The sequence below is a fragment of the Mycolicibacterium sp. P4_G11 genome (assembly GCF_056555145.1).
On sequence record NZ_JBFUJW010000005.1, the window covers coordinates 214007 to 229194 of the forward strand.

16 protein-coding genes and 1 tRNA gene are annotated in these 15188 nt (G+C 65.8%); 9 read left to right on the forward strand and 8 right to left on the reverse strand.

Going from position 1 to position 15188, the window contains the following annotated elements; genetic code table 11:
• Nucleotides 1-47 precede the first annotated feature (47 nt).
• A complete protein-coding gene (locus tag AC1U2B_RS12260; RefSeq protein WP_480217008.1) occupies nucleotides 48-959 on the reverse strand; it encodes a bestrophin-like domain in 912 nt (303 codons plus the stop codon).
• 130 nt (nucleotides 960-1089) lie between these two features.
• Here AC1U2B_RS12260 and AC1U2B_RS12265 point away from each other — a divergent pair, with 130 nt between their 5' ends.
• On the forward strand, nucleotides 1090-1473 hold the full coding sequence (locus tag AC1U2B_RS12265) for a heme-binding protein (protein WP_133762262.1): 384 nt from the start codon (nucleotides 1090-1092) through the stop codon (nucleotides 1471-1473).
• Nucleotides 1470-1748, forward strand: a complete 279-nt coding sequence (locus AC1U2B_RS12270) for a hypothetical protein (protein ID WP_043983946.1) — start codon at nucleotides 1470-1472, stop codon at nucleotides 1746-1748. The genes AC1U2B_RS12265 and AC1U2B_RS12270 overlap by 4 nt, the downstream gene beginning before the upstream one ends.
• Here AC1U2B_RS12270 and AC1U2B_RS12275 read toward each other — a convergent pair.
• Nucleotides 1745-2518, reverse strand: a complete 774-nt coding sequence (locus AC1U2B_RS12275; protein WP_480217009.1) for a hypothetical protein — start codon at nucleotides 2516-2518, stop codon at nucleotides 1745-1747. The genes AC1U2B_RS12270 and AC1U2B_RS12275 overlap by 4 nt on opposite strands.
• Nucleotides 2519-2875: 357 nt before the next feature.
• Between AC1U2B_RS12275 and AC1U2B_RS12280 the strand changes: the two genes are divergently transcribed.
• The gene (locus tag AC1U2B_RS12280) at nucleotides 2876-3577 is read left to right on the forward strand and encodes a DUF4396 domain-containing protein (protein ID WP_480217010.1); all 702 of its coding nucleotides are present in this window, start codon (nucleotides 2876-2878) and stop codon (nucleotides 3575-3577) included.
• 94 nt (nucleotides 3578-3671) lie between these two features.
• Nucleotides 3672-3744 (forward strand) — tRNA-Arg (locus tag AC1U2B_RS12285).
• Between the two features lie 88 nt (nucleotides 3745-3832).
• Here the strand turns inward: AC1U2B_RS12285 and AC1U2B_RS12290 are convergent.
• On the reverse strand, nucleotides 3833-5671 hold the full coding sequence (locus AC1U2B_RS12290; protein WP_480217011.1) for an SLC13 family permease: 1839 nt from the start codon (nucleotides 5669-5671) through the stop codon (nucleotides 3833-3835).
• Between the two features lie 176 nt (nucleotides 5672-5847).
• Here AC1U2B_RS12290 and AC1U2B_RS12295 point away from each other — a divergent pair, with 176 nt between their 5' ends.
• The gene (locus AC1U2B_RS12295; RefSeq protein ID WP_480217012.1) at nucleotides 5848-6900 is read left to right on the forward strand and encodes a class I SAM-dependent methyltransferase; all 1053 of its coding nucleotides are present in this window, start codon (nucleotides 5848-5850) and stop codon (nucleotides 6898-6900) included.
• A 4-nt stretch (nucleotides 6901-6904) separates the two neighbouring features.
• Here the strand turns inward: AC1U2B_RS12295 and AC1U2B_RS12300 are convergent, their stop codons facing one another.
• From AC1U2B_RS12300 to AC1U2B_RS12310, 3 genes are all read right to left on the reverse strand, one after another.
• Complete coding sequence (locus tag AC1U2B_RS12300; RefSeq protein ID WP_051954474.1) at nucleotides 6905-7417, reverse strand: CHAP domain-containing protein; 513 nt, start codon at nucleotides 7415-7417, stop codon at nucleotides 6905-6907.
• A gap of 147 nt (nucleotides 7418-7564) precedes the next feature.
• Nucleotides 7565-8155 carry a GNAT family N-acetyltransferase gene (locus AC1U2B_RS12305; RefSeq protein ID WP_480217013.1) on the reverse strand — a complete coding sequence of 197 codons (591 nt, stop codon included), beginning with the start codon at nucleotides 8153-8155 and terminating at the stop codon, nucleotides 7565-7567.
• The gene (locus tag AC1U2B_RS12310; protein ID WP_480217014.1) at nucleotides 8152-8562 is read right to left on the reverse strand and encodes a hypothetical protein; all 411 of its coding nucleotides are present in this window, start codon (nucleotides 8560-8562) and stop codon (nucleotides 8152-8154) included. The genes AC1U2B_RS12305 and AC1U2B_RS12310 overlap by 4 nt, the downstream gene beginning before the upstream one ends.
• Nucleotides 8563-8616: 54 nt before the next feature.
• On the opposite strand from AC1U2B_RS12310, the gene AC1U2B_RS12315 reads away from it, so the two are divergent.
• Together AC1U2B_RS12315 and AC1U2B_RS12320 are read left to right on the forward strand one after the other, a co-directional pair.
• The gene (locus AC1U2B_RS12315; RefSeq protein WP_480217015.1) at nucleotides 8617-9090 is read left to right on the forward strand and encodes a cupin domain-containing protein; all 474 of its coding nucleotides are present in this window, start codon (nucleotides 8617-8619) and stop codon (nucleotides 9088-9090) included.
• Nucleotides 9091-9094: 4 nt separating this feature from the next.
• On the forward strand, nucleotides 9095-10792 hold the full coding sequence (locus tag AC1U2B_RS12320; RefSeq protein ID WP_480217016.1) for an NAD-binding protein: 1698 nt from the start codon (nucleotides 9095-9097) through the stop codon (nucleotides 10790-10792).
• A 14-nt stretch (nucleotides 10793-10806) separates the two neighbouring features.
• Here the strand turns inward: AC1U2B_RS12320 and AC1U2B_RS12325 are convergent, their stop codons facing one another.
• Nucleotides 10807-11451 (reverse strand): HxlR-like winged helix-turn-helix transcriptional regulator, encoded by a 645-nt coding sequence (locus AC1U2B_RS12325; RefSeq protein WP_480217017.1) that lies wholly within the window; start codon nucleotides 11449-11451, stop codon nucleotides 10807-10809.
• A gap of 481 nt (nucleotides 11452-11932) precedes the next feature.
• Here AC1U2B_RS12325 and AC1U2B_RS12330 point away from each other — a divergent pair, with 481 nt between their 5' ends.
• Both AC1U2B_RS12330 and AC1U2B_RS12335 read left to right on the forward strand, forming a co-directional pair.
• A complete protein-coding gene (locus tag AC1U2B_RS12330) occupies nucleotides 11933-13279 on the forward strand; it encodes an SCP2 sterol-binding domain-containing protein (protein WP_480217018.1) in 1347 nt (448 codons plus the stop codon).
• A 22-nt stretch (nucleotides 13280-13301) separates the two neighbouring features.
• On the forward strand, nucleotides 13302-14879 hold the full coding sequence (locus AC1U2B_RS12335; protein ID WP_480217019.1) for an FAD-dependent oxidoreductase: 1578 nt from the start codon (nucleotides 13302-13304) through the stop codon (nucleotides 14877-14879).
• A 19-nt stretch (nucleotides 14880-14898) separates the two neighbouring features.
• Here the strand turns inward: AC1U2B_RS12335 and AC1U2B_RS12340 are convergent, their stop codons facing one another.
• Entirely contained in the window at nucleotides 14899-15147 is a 249-nt protein-coding gene (locus tag AC1U2B_RS12340) for an Rv2628 protein family (protein ID WP_480217020.1), read from the reverse strand.
• Nucleotides 15148-15188: the final 41 nt, after the last annotated feature.

Consider the following 15188-nt stretch of genomic DNA (forward strand, 5'->3'; position numbering starts at 1 on the left):
ACGCAGATAATAGACCGTCGGCCGCACCGCGGTCGTCGGAGCAGCGCTCAGCTGCCGCGGTCGACCATGTCGAACACCTTGACCGCATGCGAAAACGGCTGCGACGTCACACCTATCGGACCGAACGGATGATCGAGGGTGTAGATGACGTACATCAACAACGACAACAAGATGGCAACCGCGCCGACAAGGATCGCGTGGGCGCGGCCATTTTCCAGCCGCATGAAGCACGTCAGCAGGATCAACACCGTCCCGCCGAAGATCAGGGCACACCACAGCAAGGTGGGGATGCGCTGCCTGGCATTGAGGATGCGCTCGCTGCGATCCGAGGCCAGCACCGTCAGCTCACTCAGGAACTGCGAATCGATCGGACTCGCCGTCGGCCCCGAACTATGCGTTCCCACAATGCGATACAGCTCGCCGAGCGCAGCGCGACCGTTGTTGCTGATGTCCGCGAATTCGTCCATGCCCCAGGCAGGGCCCTGCACTGCGGCGGCGTACTTACGTAGCTGTTCACGCACCTGCGCCTGCTCCTGCTGGGGCATCGCGATGGTTTGGCGATACAGGGTCGTCAAGGCCGACGCTTCGTTGGCGACATTGGTCTCGGCACTGAGGAACTGCTGCCAGCCGACGACGACCGTGAACCCGAGGAGCGCCCCGTAAACCAGGCCGACGACGGTCAGAAACGGAGACAGGAACGAGTTCTGTTCCGGACGCGCATCGCGCGCGATGATGCGGCGCGTCACGAAAACACAGCCGACCGCTACACAGACCGCTCCGCCGACGACCAAGGCCAGCAGGAGCCATGCACCGAACACCCCTAGATCACCCATAGTGGACCAAGCATGCCAATCCCGCTGCGACGTTGCCAAGCATTCTCCGCAAACTTTCTGAAGTACGAAACCGCACAGCACCACGCAGTTGTCGGGTCCGCCGGCAACGTGCGGCGGCGGCGACATCGGCCACCGGCCCGACGAGCACACCGGGGCTCTCCGAGAAAATGTCGTCCGGGTCAATCCGCCTGCTACAGTCCGGCTATATCCGGCGCCGATCGACGCCGAACCTGGCACTGTGGAAAGGAATACGGCAATGGTCTTCACCAAATCGGTCGCCCAGCGGGCGGTCGTGGCTGCCGCAGGAGCCGTCATGGCCGTCATGGCTGTCGCCCTGCCGACTTCGGGTCAGGCGATGGCCGCCCCGACGGCCCCCAACTGCACCCCCGCGGACCTGGCCGGCGTGGCTTCGGGTGTCGCCGCTGCCGCCTCCGCCTACCTGTTCACGCACCCGGACGTCAACGACTTCTACGGCAGCCTGCAGGGCAAGCCCCGCGATGAGGTCGCGAACGACGTGCGCACCTTCTTCGATGCAAACCCGCAGGCGCACAACGAACTTCGGGCGATCCGTCAGCCCATGACCGATTTCCGCGAGCGCTGCGGCCTGGCGCAGCCCGACCGCCCGCTGCTCGGCGAATGATGCGCCTCGTCGCTGCCGCGTTGGCAGCTGCAGCCGTGCCCGGATTGATCGCCGTCGCCCCCGCCGGTACCGCGAGTGCCGACGTCTGCTTCGGCGCCGGACGACGCATCACGGTCAGCGGATGCACCGACTTCGGCGCCGTCGCGCCATACGCGCCGCCGCCGGCCTACTACGCGCCGCTGCCCGAGGACATGCCGCCGCCCCCGCCCCCMCCGCCCGTGCAGGGATGCGTCGGCTGGAACGGCCGTTGGGTCAGCGCCAACACCTGCCGCTAGTACGCCCTCGCCGCGGCCGGCTGGTCCGCGGCGTCGGCGCGGCCGCGCAGCGCCCAGTGCAGGCGTTTGGCCGCGGCCAAGGTGCCGCTGGGCGCGTGCGGCTGACCATAGTGAATGAGCAACGTGACGCGCCGCTGACCTGAGGCGATCGGCATGTTGGCGTGCAAGCTTCGATAGCCCCAGAACAGGTACACGTCACCGACATTCATGTCGACGACGGTCGGGCCGCCGGCGCGGCCGAGGCTCTGCAGGATCCGCTGCCGGAACGTGGCGCTCTGGTGGACGATCTTCTCGAGGATGTTGATCGCCACAGACCGCCGGAACGGCCGCTTGTTGAAGTAGCCCACCAGCTCGCCTGAGCGGCCCGGCTCCGCTTCGGGAATGAACAGCGGGACCACCATGGTCACGACGCTGGCGTCGTAGTGGAACCACCACGCGTCACCGTCGGCGTGCGGGCCGGCCACGATGCGCACCGCGGTACCGGCCAATTCGTGCGCCCGGTCCGGGAAGCGCTGGCGCACGACATTGTCGAGAAATGTGCGAACTGAATCGCTGGCCATGAACGCATGAATCGACTCAAGGTGCCCATCCTGTGGCGATAGGACGAAATGGTCTTTCTCGCCATGCGCGGCCAGCCAACGATCGATTTCTGCCCGGGAATCGATCACCCAATCCCATTGCACGGCGTTTGCTACCTGAGCGACACCCGTCGCGTCCAACTGGCGCACCACATCGACGGGATCGCACGCGTTCATGTCAAATTCACACATTTGGACGGAAGTGTAGACAACCAGAGAACGTCATTACCACAATTGCTGCGATTTGACATTTACCCCGGAATGACCATTCCATTCGACGCCCGGTCGCGTGATTCTGCAATTGCGTAAATAATGCCATATTTCCGCACTCCATATGCAGAAATCGGCCCCCTTCCCGCCAGAGAAGGGGGCCGATCCGTTTTGCGTCAGGCAGCGGCTTTCGCCGCGGCCGGCTGTTGCCGATCATTGCGTGGCGACGCAGGCAGTCGACGCGACTTCCGCAACGCACATAGGCATATATACCCCCTAGGGGTATCGTTGGGTCGACTCCGATACCGCGCTCGATCTGGACGATGAGGAACGACAACCATGGCCAGCGATTCCCAGCACCATCAAGCCGACCACCACGGCGGACACGACCACAGCTCCCACATGGATCATGCGCACCACGGCGGCGACATCAACGCGATGGCAGTCAGCGCGACATTGCACTGCCTCACCGGCTGCGCCATCGGGGAGATCGTCGGCCTGATCATCGGCACGGCACTTGGTCTGACGAACCTGGCGACCATCGGGCTGGCCATCGCGCTGGCATTCGTCTTCGGCTACACCCTGTCGACGCTGCCGCTACTGAAAGCCGGTCTGGCGATCGGCACGGCGCTCAGCGTGGTCCTGGCCGCCGACACTCTCTCGATAGCGACCATGGAGATCGTCGACAACGTGGTCATGGCCGTGATCCCCGGCGCTATGAACGCCGGCCTGGTCAATCCGATCTTCTGGATCGGGATGATGATCGCGCTGGCTGCCGCCTTCTTCGCCTCCTACCCCGTAAACCGATACCTGCTGCAAAAGGGCAAAGGCCACGCGCTGACTCACAAGTACCACGGGGGCGGCGGTCCCGGCGTCGCCGGAATTCGACGATTCATCCCTACGCTGAGTACTCCGACGTTGACCGCGGCGATCACTGCCTTCATGCTCGGCGGCTTGGTCGTCGCCGTCGCAGACCAACTCGACTCATCCGACACCGCGCCGCACAGTCAAACATCACCGTCGGTGCATACGGCACCGTGACTGACATCAGAGTCCCGATGCCACCGATACGGCGCTCGGCGTTTAGCATGAGTCGTCCCTATGGGTCTTCGACACCTATTTCGATAGGTCCCCCGCCCCCGTAGCTCAGGGGATAGAGCACGGCTCTCCTAAAGCCGGTGTCGCAGGTTCGAATCCTGCCGGGGGCACTTTCCGTTTGCGCTACGTCGAGCGTGCGACCTTTCGAGGTCCGCCGCGGCGTGTCGCCTCGTCAACCCCCACCCTCGGCGTAGGGCGCTAGCCCGGTAGGTAGATCAGCCGGGCCATGACCACCGTGATCACCATCGTCAGCGCCAGCAGGGGCACGCCGACCTTCGCGTAGTCGGAGAACCGATAGCCGCCGGGCTCCATGACCAGCATGTTGGTCGGCGACGACACGGGCGTGACGAACGCCGCGGAGCACGCGATGGCGACGGTCATCGCGAAACCCTGCGGCGAAACATGCAACGCCTGGGCCGCCTCGATGGCGACCGGCGCGATGAGCACGGCGGTCGCCGAATTCGAGATGAACAGCGCCACCACCGCCGTCACCAGGAACACCACTGCGAGCATGCCGGTCGGGCCCAGCGCGCCGAGCGTCTCGACCAGGCGGTGCGCGATGAGCGTCGTCGTCCCCGTCTTGGCCAGCGCCGTGGCCAACGGCAGCATCCCCGCGATCAGGACCAGGGCGTTCCAGCTGATCAGCCGGTAGATGCTGTCTACACGAACGCAGCGCGCGCCGACCATGGCCAGCGCCCCGAGCAGGGCCGCGTCGGCCCCGGGAAGCCAGCCGAAAGCCATGCACGCCACCATCGCGATGAGGATGGCCACCGCGGCGCGCGCCCGGCCCGGCGCCACCAACCGCTGTTGGTACTCGGCGGGCAGGTTCAACAGGATGAAATTGCGCCGAGCATCGCTGAGCCGCTCGATGTCGTCCCAATTGCCGCCCACCAACATCGCGTCACCGAAGTCGAGGGTGCGGCTGGCCAGGTCCTCGGTGATGTACTGACCGCGATGCCGGACCGCCAGCACCGTCACGTTGTGTGCGGCAGCGAGGTCCAGGTCGCCGAGTGTGGTGCCGATGGACTTCGACTCGGGCGCGAGCATCACCTCGGCCACACCGACATCCTGCAACACCTCGCGGCGCTCATCTTCCGCGCGGGGACCGGTCACCAGGCAACGAAGGTCCGCGGACAGCGCGGCGGTCTGCTGTTCGTCGACCAGCGTGAAAACGAGATCGCCTGCCTCGAACACGGTTTCAGGCCGCGCCGACAGGTACCGCGCAGCGCCACGGCCGTGTTTCTCGAAGCCGAGAAGTTCCAGGCCGTACCGGTCGCGCAGCGGTTGTCGTTGCGCCGCAACCGATTGTCCGACCAATGACGAGTCAGCCGAAACATGCAGCAAGTGCCAGCGGGCTTTCAAACCGTACGACTCGATGACGTCGAAGGTGGAAGGCTCCTGGGCATCCGCATCACCGGTTCTTTTGCGGCTCAACAGGTTACGGCCGACGACGAGCATGAAGACGACGCTCACGACGAGCGTGACGACGCCGAACGGCGTGAAGCCGAAGAAGCCGAGCGTCGGCGTGATGCCGCGCTGACTGAGGATGCTCTCGATGATGATGTTCGGCGATGACGCGATCGACGTCATCATGCCGCTGATCATGACGGCCACGCACAACGGCATCAGCATGCGTTTGCGGTTCAAACCCGTTGCGGCCGTGACCGTGAGGACCACGGGAATGAGCATCGAGACGATCGCCGCCGAATTCATGACCGAGCCGATGCCGGCAGCGAGCACCATGACCAACGCGACCAGCCGGGCTTCACTGCGGCCACCGACCTTGACGACGAATTCGCCCAGCCGCTGCGTGATCCCCGTGTTGACCAGGCCTGCACTCACGATGAATATCCCGGCCAGCAGAATCGCCACCGGCGAGCCGAAGCCGGCCAGCGCCTCGGTCGGGGTGAGCACTCCACTGCTCATCAACGCGACGACCACGAGCACGCCGACGATGTCGGCGCGCGGACGGCCCCACACGAACAGCCCGACCGCCCCGGCCAGGATGCCGACGACGATCCACATTTGGTGAGTCACCCCTGATCAATAACATTCGACGCCGCGGATCGGTCGGAGATGCCCCGAATCCGAAGCGGACGCCGCTGGCGCACCGATTGCCTCAACACCCATTCAACCGTCGGAAATCTACGCATTGTTCAGGAATTTCCGCGGCCGTACAGTCAAGCTGACAACCAAATATCGGAGGGTCAGACATGACCGTGGACGAAGCCAAACTCAACGAATTTCTCGGCATGGCGATCGGCGACATGGGCGCCGCGATGAGCGCCAGCCTGGTCCTCATCGGCGACCGCCTCGGGCTGTACAATGCCCTGGCGGCCGGGCCACTCACCTCCACCCAGCTGGCCGAGAAGACCGGCACGGTGGAGCGCTACGTCCGCGAATGGCTGTCCAACCAGGCAGCCGGCGGCTACGTCCAATTCGATGCCGACAGCGCCACGTGGTCTATGAGCCCGGAACAAGCCGCCTGCCTGGCCGACCCGAACGGACCGGTCGACATCCCCGGCGCCTACAACATCGTCGAGGCGGTGTTCCACGTCCTCGACCGCACCACCGAAAACTTCAAATCGGGCGGCGGCCTCGAATGGGGTGAGCACCATCCGTGCCTGTTCGCCGGCACCGAGCGGTTCTTCCGCGCCGGCTACAACGCCGAACTCGTCAGCTCCTGGCTGCCGGCCCTCGACGGCGCGGTCGCACGCCTCGAGTCCGGGGGCAAGGTGGCCGACGTCGGCTGCGGCCACGGGGTCAGCACCATCCTGATGGCGCAGACCTACCCGAACTCCACGTTCATCGGCTACGACTACCACCCCGAGTCGATCCACGTCGCCGCCGAACACGCCGAGGAAGCCGGCGTGACCAACGCACTGTTCGAGGTCGCCGACGCGACGGGATATGCGGACGAGGATTTCGACCTGATCGCATTCTTCGATTGCCTGCACGACATGGGCGATCCGGTCGGCGCGATGCAGCACACCCGGGCCGCCCTCAAGGACGACGGCATCGCGATGATCGTCGAGCCATTCGCCAATGATCACGTGCAGGACAACATGAATCCCGTCGGCCGCATGATGTACGGCGCGTCATCGCAGATCTGTGTGCCGGTCTCGCTCGCCCGCAACGGGCCGGCACTCGGCGCGCAGGCCGGCGAGGCCAGGTTGCGCGACGTCATCGTCGACCAGAGCGGATTCACCCAATTCCGGCGGGCCACCGAGACACCGTTCAATCTCGTCTTCGAGGCACGCCCCTGAGCGATCAGGGAATCAGGATGTAGCTCATCCCGGGGACGTGCTGGGTGTCGCGGGTCCACCAGGCGAACGGCCCACCGTGCGACTCGTTGTTCATCTCGGTGATGTTGATCCACCGGCCGGACACCGAATTCACCCACGCCACATGGCCGTACTCGCTGACGCCCGGCAGTTCGGCGGGATACACCGCGATGGAGCGGGCTTGCGGCTCGTCGACGACCGTCCAGCCACGCGAGCGGGCGGAATCCGCCCAGAGCCTGGCGTTGCCGTGGATGTCCGGGTAGTAGCCCACGTTCTGGTAGGCCATCTGCAGTGCACCCCAGGTGCACTGACCCGGCCAACCGGAGTTCGAGGCCTGGACCGCACCCATGGTTCGGCCGGGGCTGGAGACGGGTTGGCCGTAGCCCGTGGGACCGACGTACACCGCCGAGTCGGCGTTGCTCAGCGGCGCCGACACCACCCCCACACCGGCGATCAAAGCGGCCGCGAGCATGGCACCCGCATACGACTTGAAGCTCATTGCGTACATCCGTCCCCCCGATCAAGCGAACGAACCGATGCTTGGATCAAATCACAATTCGGTCACGATTAGACACGAATTCAAAAACATAGCTTGGCAAACTGTCAAGTTTTGCTCAAGAGATGCTGATCACCGGGGTGGGCGGCGTTACCTATTCAGGCGGAATTGCAGGTTGTTGCGCACTGCGGGCCATTCGATGTCCAGGATCGAGTACACCACGGTGTCACGTCGGGAGCCGTCACTGAGCAACTGATGCGAGCGCAACACCCCGTCGAGCTTGGCTCCGAGCCGCTCAATTGCCGCGCGACTCGCCGAGTTGAAGAAGTGGGTTCTGAACTCCACTGCTATACAGTCGAGCGCTTCAAAAGCGTGCCCGAGCAGCAGCAGCTTGGCTTCGGTGTTCACCCCGGTCCGGCGAACCGACTCCACATACCAGGTCGCGCCGATCTCCAGACGCCGGTTGGGACCGTCCACATTCAGGTAGCTGGACGACCCGATGAGCCGGCCGTCGAGCGAGCGCACGACGAACGTCAGCCCGGTATCGGGGCGCTGCGCCGCCAACCGGGCCTGTACCCACTGCTCCGCCGTCGCCGGGGACGGCGCGGAGGTGAACCACAAGCGGCCCGGGTCCCCATCGGCGGCGGCCTCGGCGATCTCCGGCACGTGATCCTCGGTCAGCGGCTCCAGCGAGACCCACTGCCGTCCCGTCAGCACGACCGGCTCGACAAATCCCATCACGCACGCCAGGCGACGACGGAAGCCAGCGCCGACAGCACGATGGCCAGTGCGGCTGCCACCAAGCCCACATAGAGCCCGTACGCCGCGACCACGGGGCCGTGCACGTACAGCAGGTGGTACCAGACGCCGAGCGCCGTCAGTCCGGCCGAAAGCACCAGGGCCACAACGGAAGCGGCACGCGGCGACACCTTGCGCGCGGCCATCGCGGCCGCCACCAGCAGGCACGACGACAGCAGCACCATCAGCTGCCCGACCCCGAAACCCGGTGGCGGAACAGCGATGTGCCCGACCTTGCCGCCGATGGCGTTCGCATGCCCCGCCGGGCTCGACAACCACGGCAACCAGGCACTGACCAACAGCACCGCCGCGCACAGCGCCACGATCCAGGCGGGCCGCAACCGTTCCATGGCATGAGCGTATCGACCTGCCGACACCGCCATTGCGCCGTAGCCTCAACTGCCATGACGGATCTCCCCGATTGGGCGCGACAGCTCGACCTGTCGCCGCATCCGGAAGGCGGCTGGTACCGCGAGACCTGGCGCAGCGACCTGACCGTTCCGCAGTCCGCACTGCCCGCGCAGTACACGGGCCCGCGCAGCGCCGGGACCGCGATCCTGTTCCTGCTCATGCCGGGCCAGCAGTCGGCCTGGCACACCGTGCACAGCGCCGAGCTGTGGCTGTACCACCGCGGCAGCCCGCTGCTGCTGGAGGTCGGGGCCGACCGGGACACCGCGGACACCGTGCTGCTCGGCGCCGACGTGGCGGCGGGTGAACAGCCGCAGGCGCTGGTGCCGCCCGGGCATTGGCAGCGCGCCCTGGCCCGGCCCGGGCGAGCGGAGCGACGGGGAAACAGCACAGTCGACGAGCCGACTCTCGTCAGCTGTGTCGTGGTGCCCGGCTTCGATTTCGCCGACTTCGCACTGACTGGGCAATAGCCGTATGCAGGGGCACGTCATCGTCTGCGGCACCGACGCGTTGGCCAACCGCATCGCCGAGGGGCTGCAGGCGGCGGGCGCGACGGTGGTGACGATCCACGAACCCGCCGGCCTGAAGGCCGCCATCGTCACCAGCGCCGCCGCCATCGTCTGCGTCGGTGACGACGACGCCGTCAACCTCGAAATCGCCCTGCTGGCACGGGAACTCAATCCCACCGTCCGGGTCGTGACCCGTCTGGCCAACAGCGTGCTGCGCGCCGCGGTGGCCCAGGACAACGGCCCCGGCGCGGTCCTGGACGTCGCCGACCTGGCCGCGCCGTCGGTCGTGGAGGCCTGCCTGGCCCGCACCACCCACGCCATCTCGGTGGCCGGCGTGGACTACGTCATCTCCGGCACCGAGGCCCCGCGCGATGCCACGCTGCGGGAGATGTTCGGCGATCTGGCGCCCGTCGCCGTCGTCCGCGGCGAGAACTCCGAGTCGCCCGGCGAGGTGACACCGTGTCCCGGCAGGGATTTCGAGGTGCGCACCGGCGACTGGACGGCCATGATCGGCACCGCCGACGAGCTGGCGGACGCCGGCATCACGGTGCCACGTCCGTTGACCAGCCGAACGCACCGCCCGTGGCCGCGCCGCCTGATCGACACGCTGCGCGTCATCCGCGACGACATCAACCCCATCTTCTGGTGGGCCCTCGGCACGTCGGCGTCCCTGCTGCTCGGGTCGACGATCCTGCTGCGTTTCGCGTATCACAACCCGGCCGGCATGAGCTGGATCGATGCGCTGTACTTCTCCACCGAGACCATCGCGACGGTCGGCTACGGCGACTTCAGTTTCATGCATCAACCAACCTGGTTGCGGCTGTGGGGCATTGGGCTCATGTTCGCCGGTGTCACCACCACCGCGATCCTGGTCGCGTTCGTCGCCGACGCACTGCTGTCCCGTCGTCTCGGTAATTCGTCCGGGCGGCGGCGGGTGCAGCATCTGCGCAACCACATCGTCGTGGTGGGCCTCGGATCGTTCGGCATCCGGGTGGTCAGCGACCTGACTGCAGCCGGCTACGACGTCGCCGTCATCGAACGCGACGAGTCCAACCGGTTCCTCGCGCAGGCCGCGCAATTGGACGTCCCGGTGATCTTCGGCGACGCCACCCTGCGGCAGACGCTGGAGCTGGCCCGGCTCGACCGGGCCCGCGCCGTCGCGGTGCTGACCCAGGACGACATGGTCAACATCGAGACCGGCATCGTGCTACGCGAGATGCTCAGTCCCCGGGTGCTGCCGGAAATCGACCGGCCCGACGTCCCGCTGGTGCTGCGGATCTACGACCGCACGCTCGGGGCTGCGGTGGCCCAGCGGTTCGGCTTCGCCAACGTCCGGTCGACGGTCGAGCTGGCGGCCCCGTGGTTCGTCGGTGCGGCCATGGGATTGCAGGTGCTGGGCACGTTCACGGTGGGACAGCAGTCGTTCACCGTGGGCGGCGTCCACGTGGACGCGGGCAGCGCACTCGACGGCATGCGGATGGCGGAGGTGCCCACGCAAATCCGGGTCATCGCCATCACCCGGGCGGGTACGACGCATCGGAGGCCGCGGCGCGACACCCAGCTCTGTGCGGGAGATACCGCATACCTGGTCGGCCCGTACCGCGAACTCATCGACACGTTGTTGACCGGTCAGGCCGCGACGATCAAGTCGATGGACAGCTGATCGCTCCCGGCCGATCACGCGGCCAGGTGGAAGATCCGCCGCATCTCTGCGACCGCTGCGGGGTCGCCATCGAACTTGAGGCGCCGAAGGGCAGCCTTCCGTCGCGTAGCTGTCGGCGCCGCCCGCATCGCGATCAAGTCGAGCGCCGTCGCCTGCATCGTGACCGCCGGGTTGTCTCGTGGCGGTGCCAGTTCACCGTGATCCACCGAGAACTCGAAGGTGCGCCCGTCGATATCGACACGGTAGGAGGCCACTGCATCGGCAGCACCGGGCGATTCGAAGCCGGCAATCAGGCCCGCGAGGAACCCGGTCAGGGGCTTTCCGGCGAGATCGCTGTCGTCGATCCGATCTATCCCGAAGATGGCAACAGCTCGAAGGACCGGGGTGAGCTTCCGCCAGCCCGTATCACTGAGTTCGTAGACCGTACGGGCGATCGGTGGGGGCAGGTCCGTCCGCTTGAGGAGACCCTCTAGCTCCAATGCCCGCAATCGGTCGGCAAGCAGGTTGGTGGCGATGCCGGGCAACTCGGCACGTAGGTCGCTGTAGCGGCGCGGTCCGCCGAACAGCTCACGCAGGATCAACATGGTCCAGCGTTCGCCCAGAACGTCCATACCCAGAGCCACCGGGCAGTTCTGGCCATAGGTCTTGTGCACAGCCATCACCTGAATCTAGAGGATCGTCGGTTCTATTCCCATTTGCACTGAGGCAGAATTATCAATCTATCGCTTGATTTTTTTGTCTAATATGGAGATGATCGGAGAACCAAGGCGGGAGACGCTTCTCATGACATCTACCGAGTTACCCGATTCGAGCTACACACGGACGTGGACCGGTGGCCGTGGCGAAGTTCGGAACTTCAGCCGCGGCCATGGATCTCGGCTGCGGTACTACACCACCGGCATCGAGCCTCGGCCTGTCATGCGTGCAGTGCTGCACGGCGGTTTCTTCGACAACGCCGCGCTCCCGGCCGACCTGCTGGACGAGTTGCGGAAAGCGCGCTGCGCCGTGTCCACCGAGTGAACCTGCCACGCACCGGCCACTTCTCTGCCCTGGAACAGCCCCGTCTCGTGGCACGCATCATCCTCGACACGCTGCCCACCGATCGCAAATCGGTTGGGGCACCACAACGAAACGGATCCAATGTCTAAGCCGAGCAAGATCGACAGCCATCCGACCGTAGCCCTGGTACGCGAGAGCAGCGACACCGAGCCCCGCCCGGCACAGTCGCTGGACACAACGTGGTTGCGCCAACTCTGCCTCGACGCAGGCGCCGATGACGTGGGGTTCGTTGCCATCGATCGGGCCGAGATCGCCGACCAGAGGGCCGATCTGACGGCGGTAATGCCGCGCGTGAGGACGTTGATCAGCTTCGTGTGCAAGATGAACCGGGAGAACATCCGCACCCCGGCACGTTCGGTGGCCAATCTCGAGTTCCACCACACCGGCGACCACTCCGACGCGGTCGGTCGGACAGTGGTGTCGAAGTTGGAGGCGCTGGGCATCCGCGCCATCAACCCGGCGATGGGCTTCCCGATGGAGATGGACAAGTTTCCGCGCAAGACGTGGGTCGTCAGCCACAAGCCGGTCGCCGTCGCGGCCGGACTCGGGCATATAGGTCTGCACCGCAACGTTATTCACCCCAAATTCGGCAACTTCATCCTGCTGGGCACCGTGCTGATCGAGGCCGAGGTGAACGACGACTCGCAACCGATCGCCTTCAACCCGTGCCTCGATTGCAAACTGTGCGTCGCCGCCTGTCCGACCGGCGCCATCGCCTCGGACGGTCATTTCGACTTCTCGGCCTGCTACACCCACAACTACCGTGAATTCATGGGCGGCTTCGGTGACTGGGTCGGCCAGGTCGCGGACAGCAAGAACGCCACCGACTACCGGTCGAAGGTCCCCGACAACGAGACCGCCTCGGTGTGGCAGAGCCTGTCGTTCGGCGCCAATTACAAAGCGGCGTACTGCATGGCAGTCTGCCCGGCCGGCGAAGATGTGCTCCGGCCCTGGCTCGATGATCGCAAGACCCACCTCGCCGAGGTTGTCCGCCCCCTTCAACTGAAGGAGGAAACCATCTATGTCGTGCCCGGATCAGACGCGGAAAGCTATGTCGCCAAGCGGTTCCCGCACAAGCAGATCAAACAGGTGGGACAGAGTCTGCGCGCCAACAGCATTGCCGGCTTCGTGGAGGGACTGCCCGTCATCTTCCAGCGGGAGCAGGCCAAAGACATGTCGGCGACCTATCACTTCACGTTCACCGGTGCGGAGCCGCGCAAGGTGACCATCGCCATTCGTGACCGCCGGCTGACGGTCTCCGACGGGCACCAGGGGTCGCCCGACCTCCGGGTGACCGCCGACTCCACGACCTGGATTCGATTCCTCAACGGGCACGCGTCGTTGATCTGGGCGTTGCTCAGGCTGCGCATCAAGCTGCGCGGATCACCCCAACTGCTGCTCGCTTTCAGCCGTTGCTTCCCCTCGTGAACGGACGGAGCTAGCCCCCGACATGGCCCACGTCATCACCCAGAATTGTTGCAAGGATGCCAGTTGCGCCGCCGTATGCCCGGTCGATTGCATCCGTCCGGACCCCGCCGACGCCGGCGACACACCCATGCTCTACATCGACCCCGACGCCTGCATCGACTGCGGGGCCTGCGTGGACGAATGCCCGGTGGACGCCATCTACCCCGAGAACGACCTCCCGACCGATCAGCAGGCCTTTCGCGATCTCAACGCCGACTACTTCGTGCAGCACCCCTTGGTTGTCGCGTATCCCACACCCGACCCGGCACATCCACCCGTCGAGTCCGGATCGCTACGGGTCGCGATCGTGGGTACCGGACCGGCCGCCCTCTACGCCGCCACCGACCTGCTGCGGGTCGGTGGGGTCGAGATAAACCTGTTCGACCGGCTGCCGACGCCCTACGGTCTGATCCGCGCCGGCGTCGCACCCGACCATCAACGGACCAAAGCCGTCGTCACCGCCTTCGACACGATCTTCACCGACGACAGGGTCGGCTGTTACCTCAACGTGGAAGTCGGTCGTGATCTCACCCATGACGAGCTCGCGCGGCGCCACCACGCCGTCATCTACGCCGTCGGCGCATCCCGCAGTCGCGATCTCGGCATCCCCGGCGAAGAACTGGCCGGCAGCCATCCGGCATCCCAGTTCGTCGCCTGGTACAACGGGCATCCCGACCACGCCGGCGATCGCTACGACCTCGGCACTGAGCGCGCCGTCATCATCGGCAACGGCAACGTCGCGCTCGACGTCGCGCGTGTCCTGCTGATGAACCGCGAACAATTGCACGACACCGACATTCCCGACCATGCCGTTGAGGCACTGTCACGCAGCAATATTCGCGAAGTCGTACTGCTCGGCCGCCGGGGCGCGCGGCACGCCGCGTTCTCTGCCGCCGAGCTGATGCCACTGGGTCACCTCCCGGGTGTGGACGTCGTCGTCGCGGCACGGGACCTGAACCCGGTCAAGGGCGACGATGTCGACACCGTGGCCAAACTGCGCGTCCTCGCCGAACTTCGGGGCCGCACCGTTGACCCGTCGAACAAGCGGATCGTGTTCCGATTCGACACGGCGCCAACCGAAATCGTCGGGACCCAGGCTGTGGAGGCAGTGCGCGTCTCGAACGGCGATCACATCGAGTCGGGGCTTGTTCTGCGATCCATCGGCTACCTCGGCCAGGCAATTCCGGGTCTGCCATTCGACGGCGCTGCCGGCGTCATCCCCAATGAGGGTGGTCGCGTCACTGATGGCGAGCGCGTAGTGCCAGGCACGTACGTGACCGGGTGGATCAAGCGAGGCGCCAACGGCGTAATCGGCACCAACCGCGAATGCGCCCGCGAGACGGTTGCCCAGGTGTGGGGCGACTTCGACACCGGCTTGCTGGATCGCGACGTGGGCCAGGCTGAGCTATCCGAGCTACTGGCCGCCCGCGGGGCCCAGCCGGTCAGCGGCGAGGGCTGGCAATCCATCGACGCAGTAGAGCGCGCCCGCGGCGTCGAACAACGCAGACCGCGGGTGAAGTTCGTCGAGATAGCCGACATGTTGACGGCAGCGCGCGGATGATGGCGACGCCGCCCACCGGTCAGGCCGCGATCATCAAGTCGATGGACAGCTGATCGCAGATGGTGTGCGTGGCGGGCCAGTCGCCGCGCAGCGTCGCGTGGGCGAGTTCCTCGGTCAATGGGCTCTGCACATCCAGTTCGGCGAGCCAGCCCGCCACCGTCGCCGCGACGCGGTCCGCGGTGACGCCGACTGCGTGACGATCGTGGAGCTGGTCGACGATCTCGTACGTCGTCGTTGCGGGGCTCTGGTGCCGCCAGTGGATGTTCATATCGGTAGGAGCACCGAGCACCCCGAATCGGGACACATTTC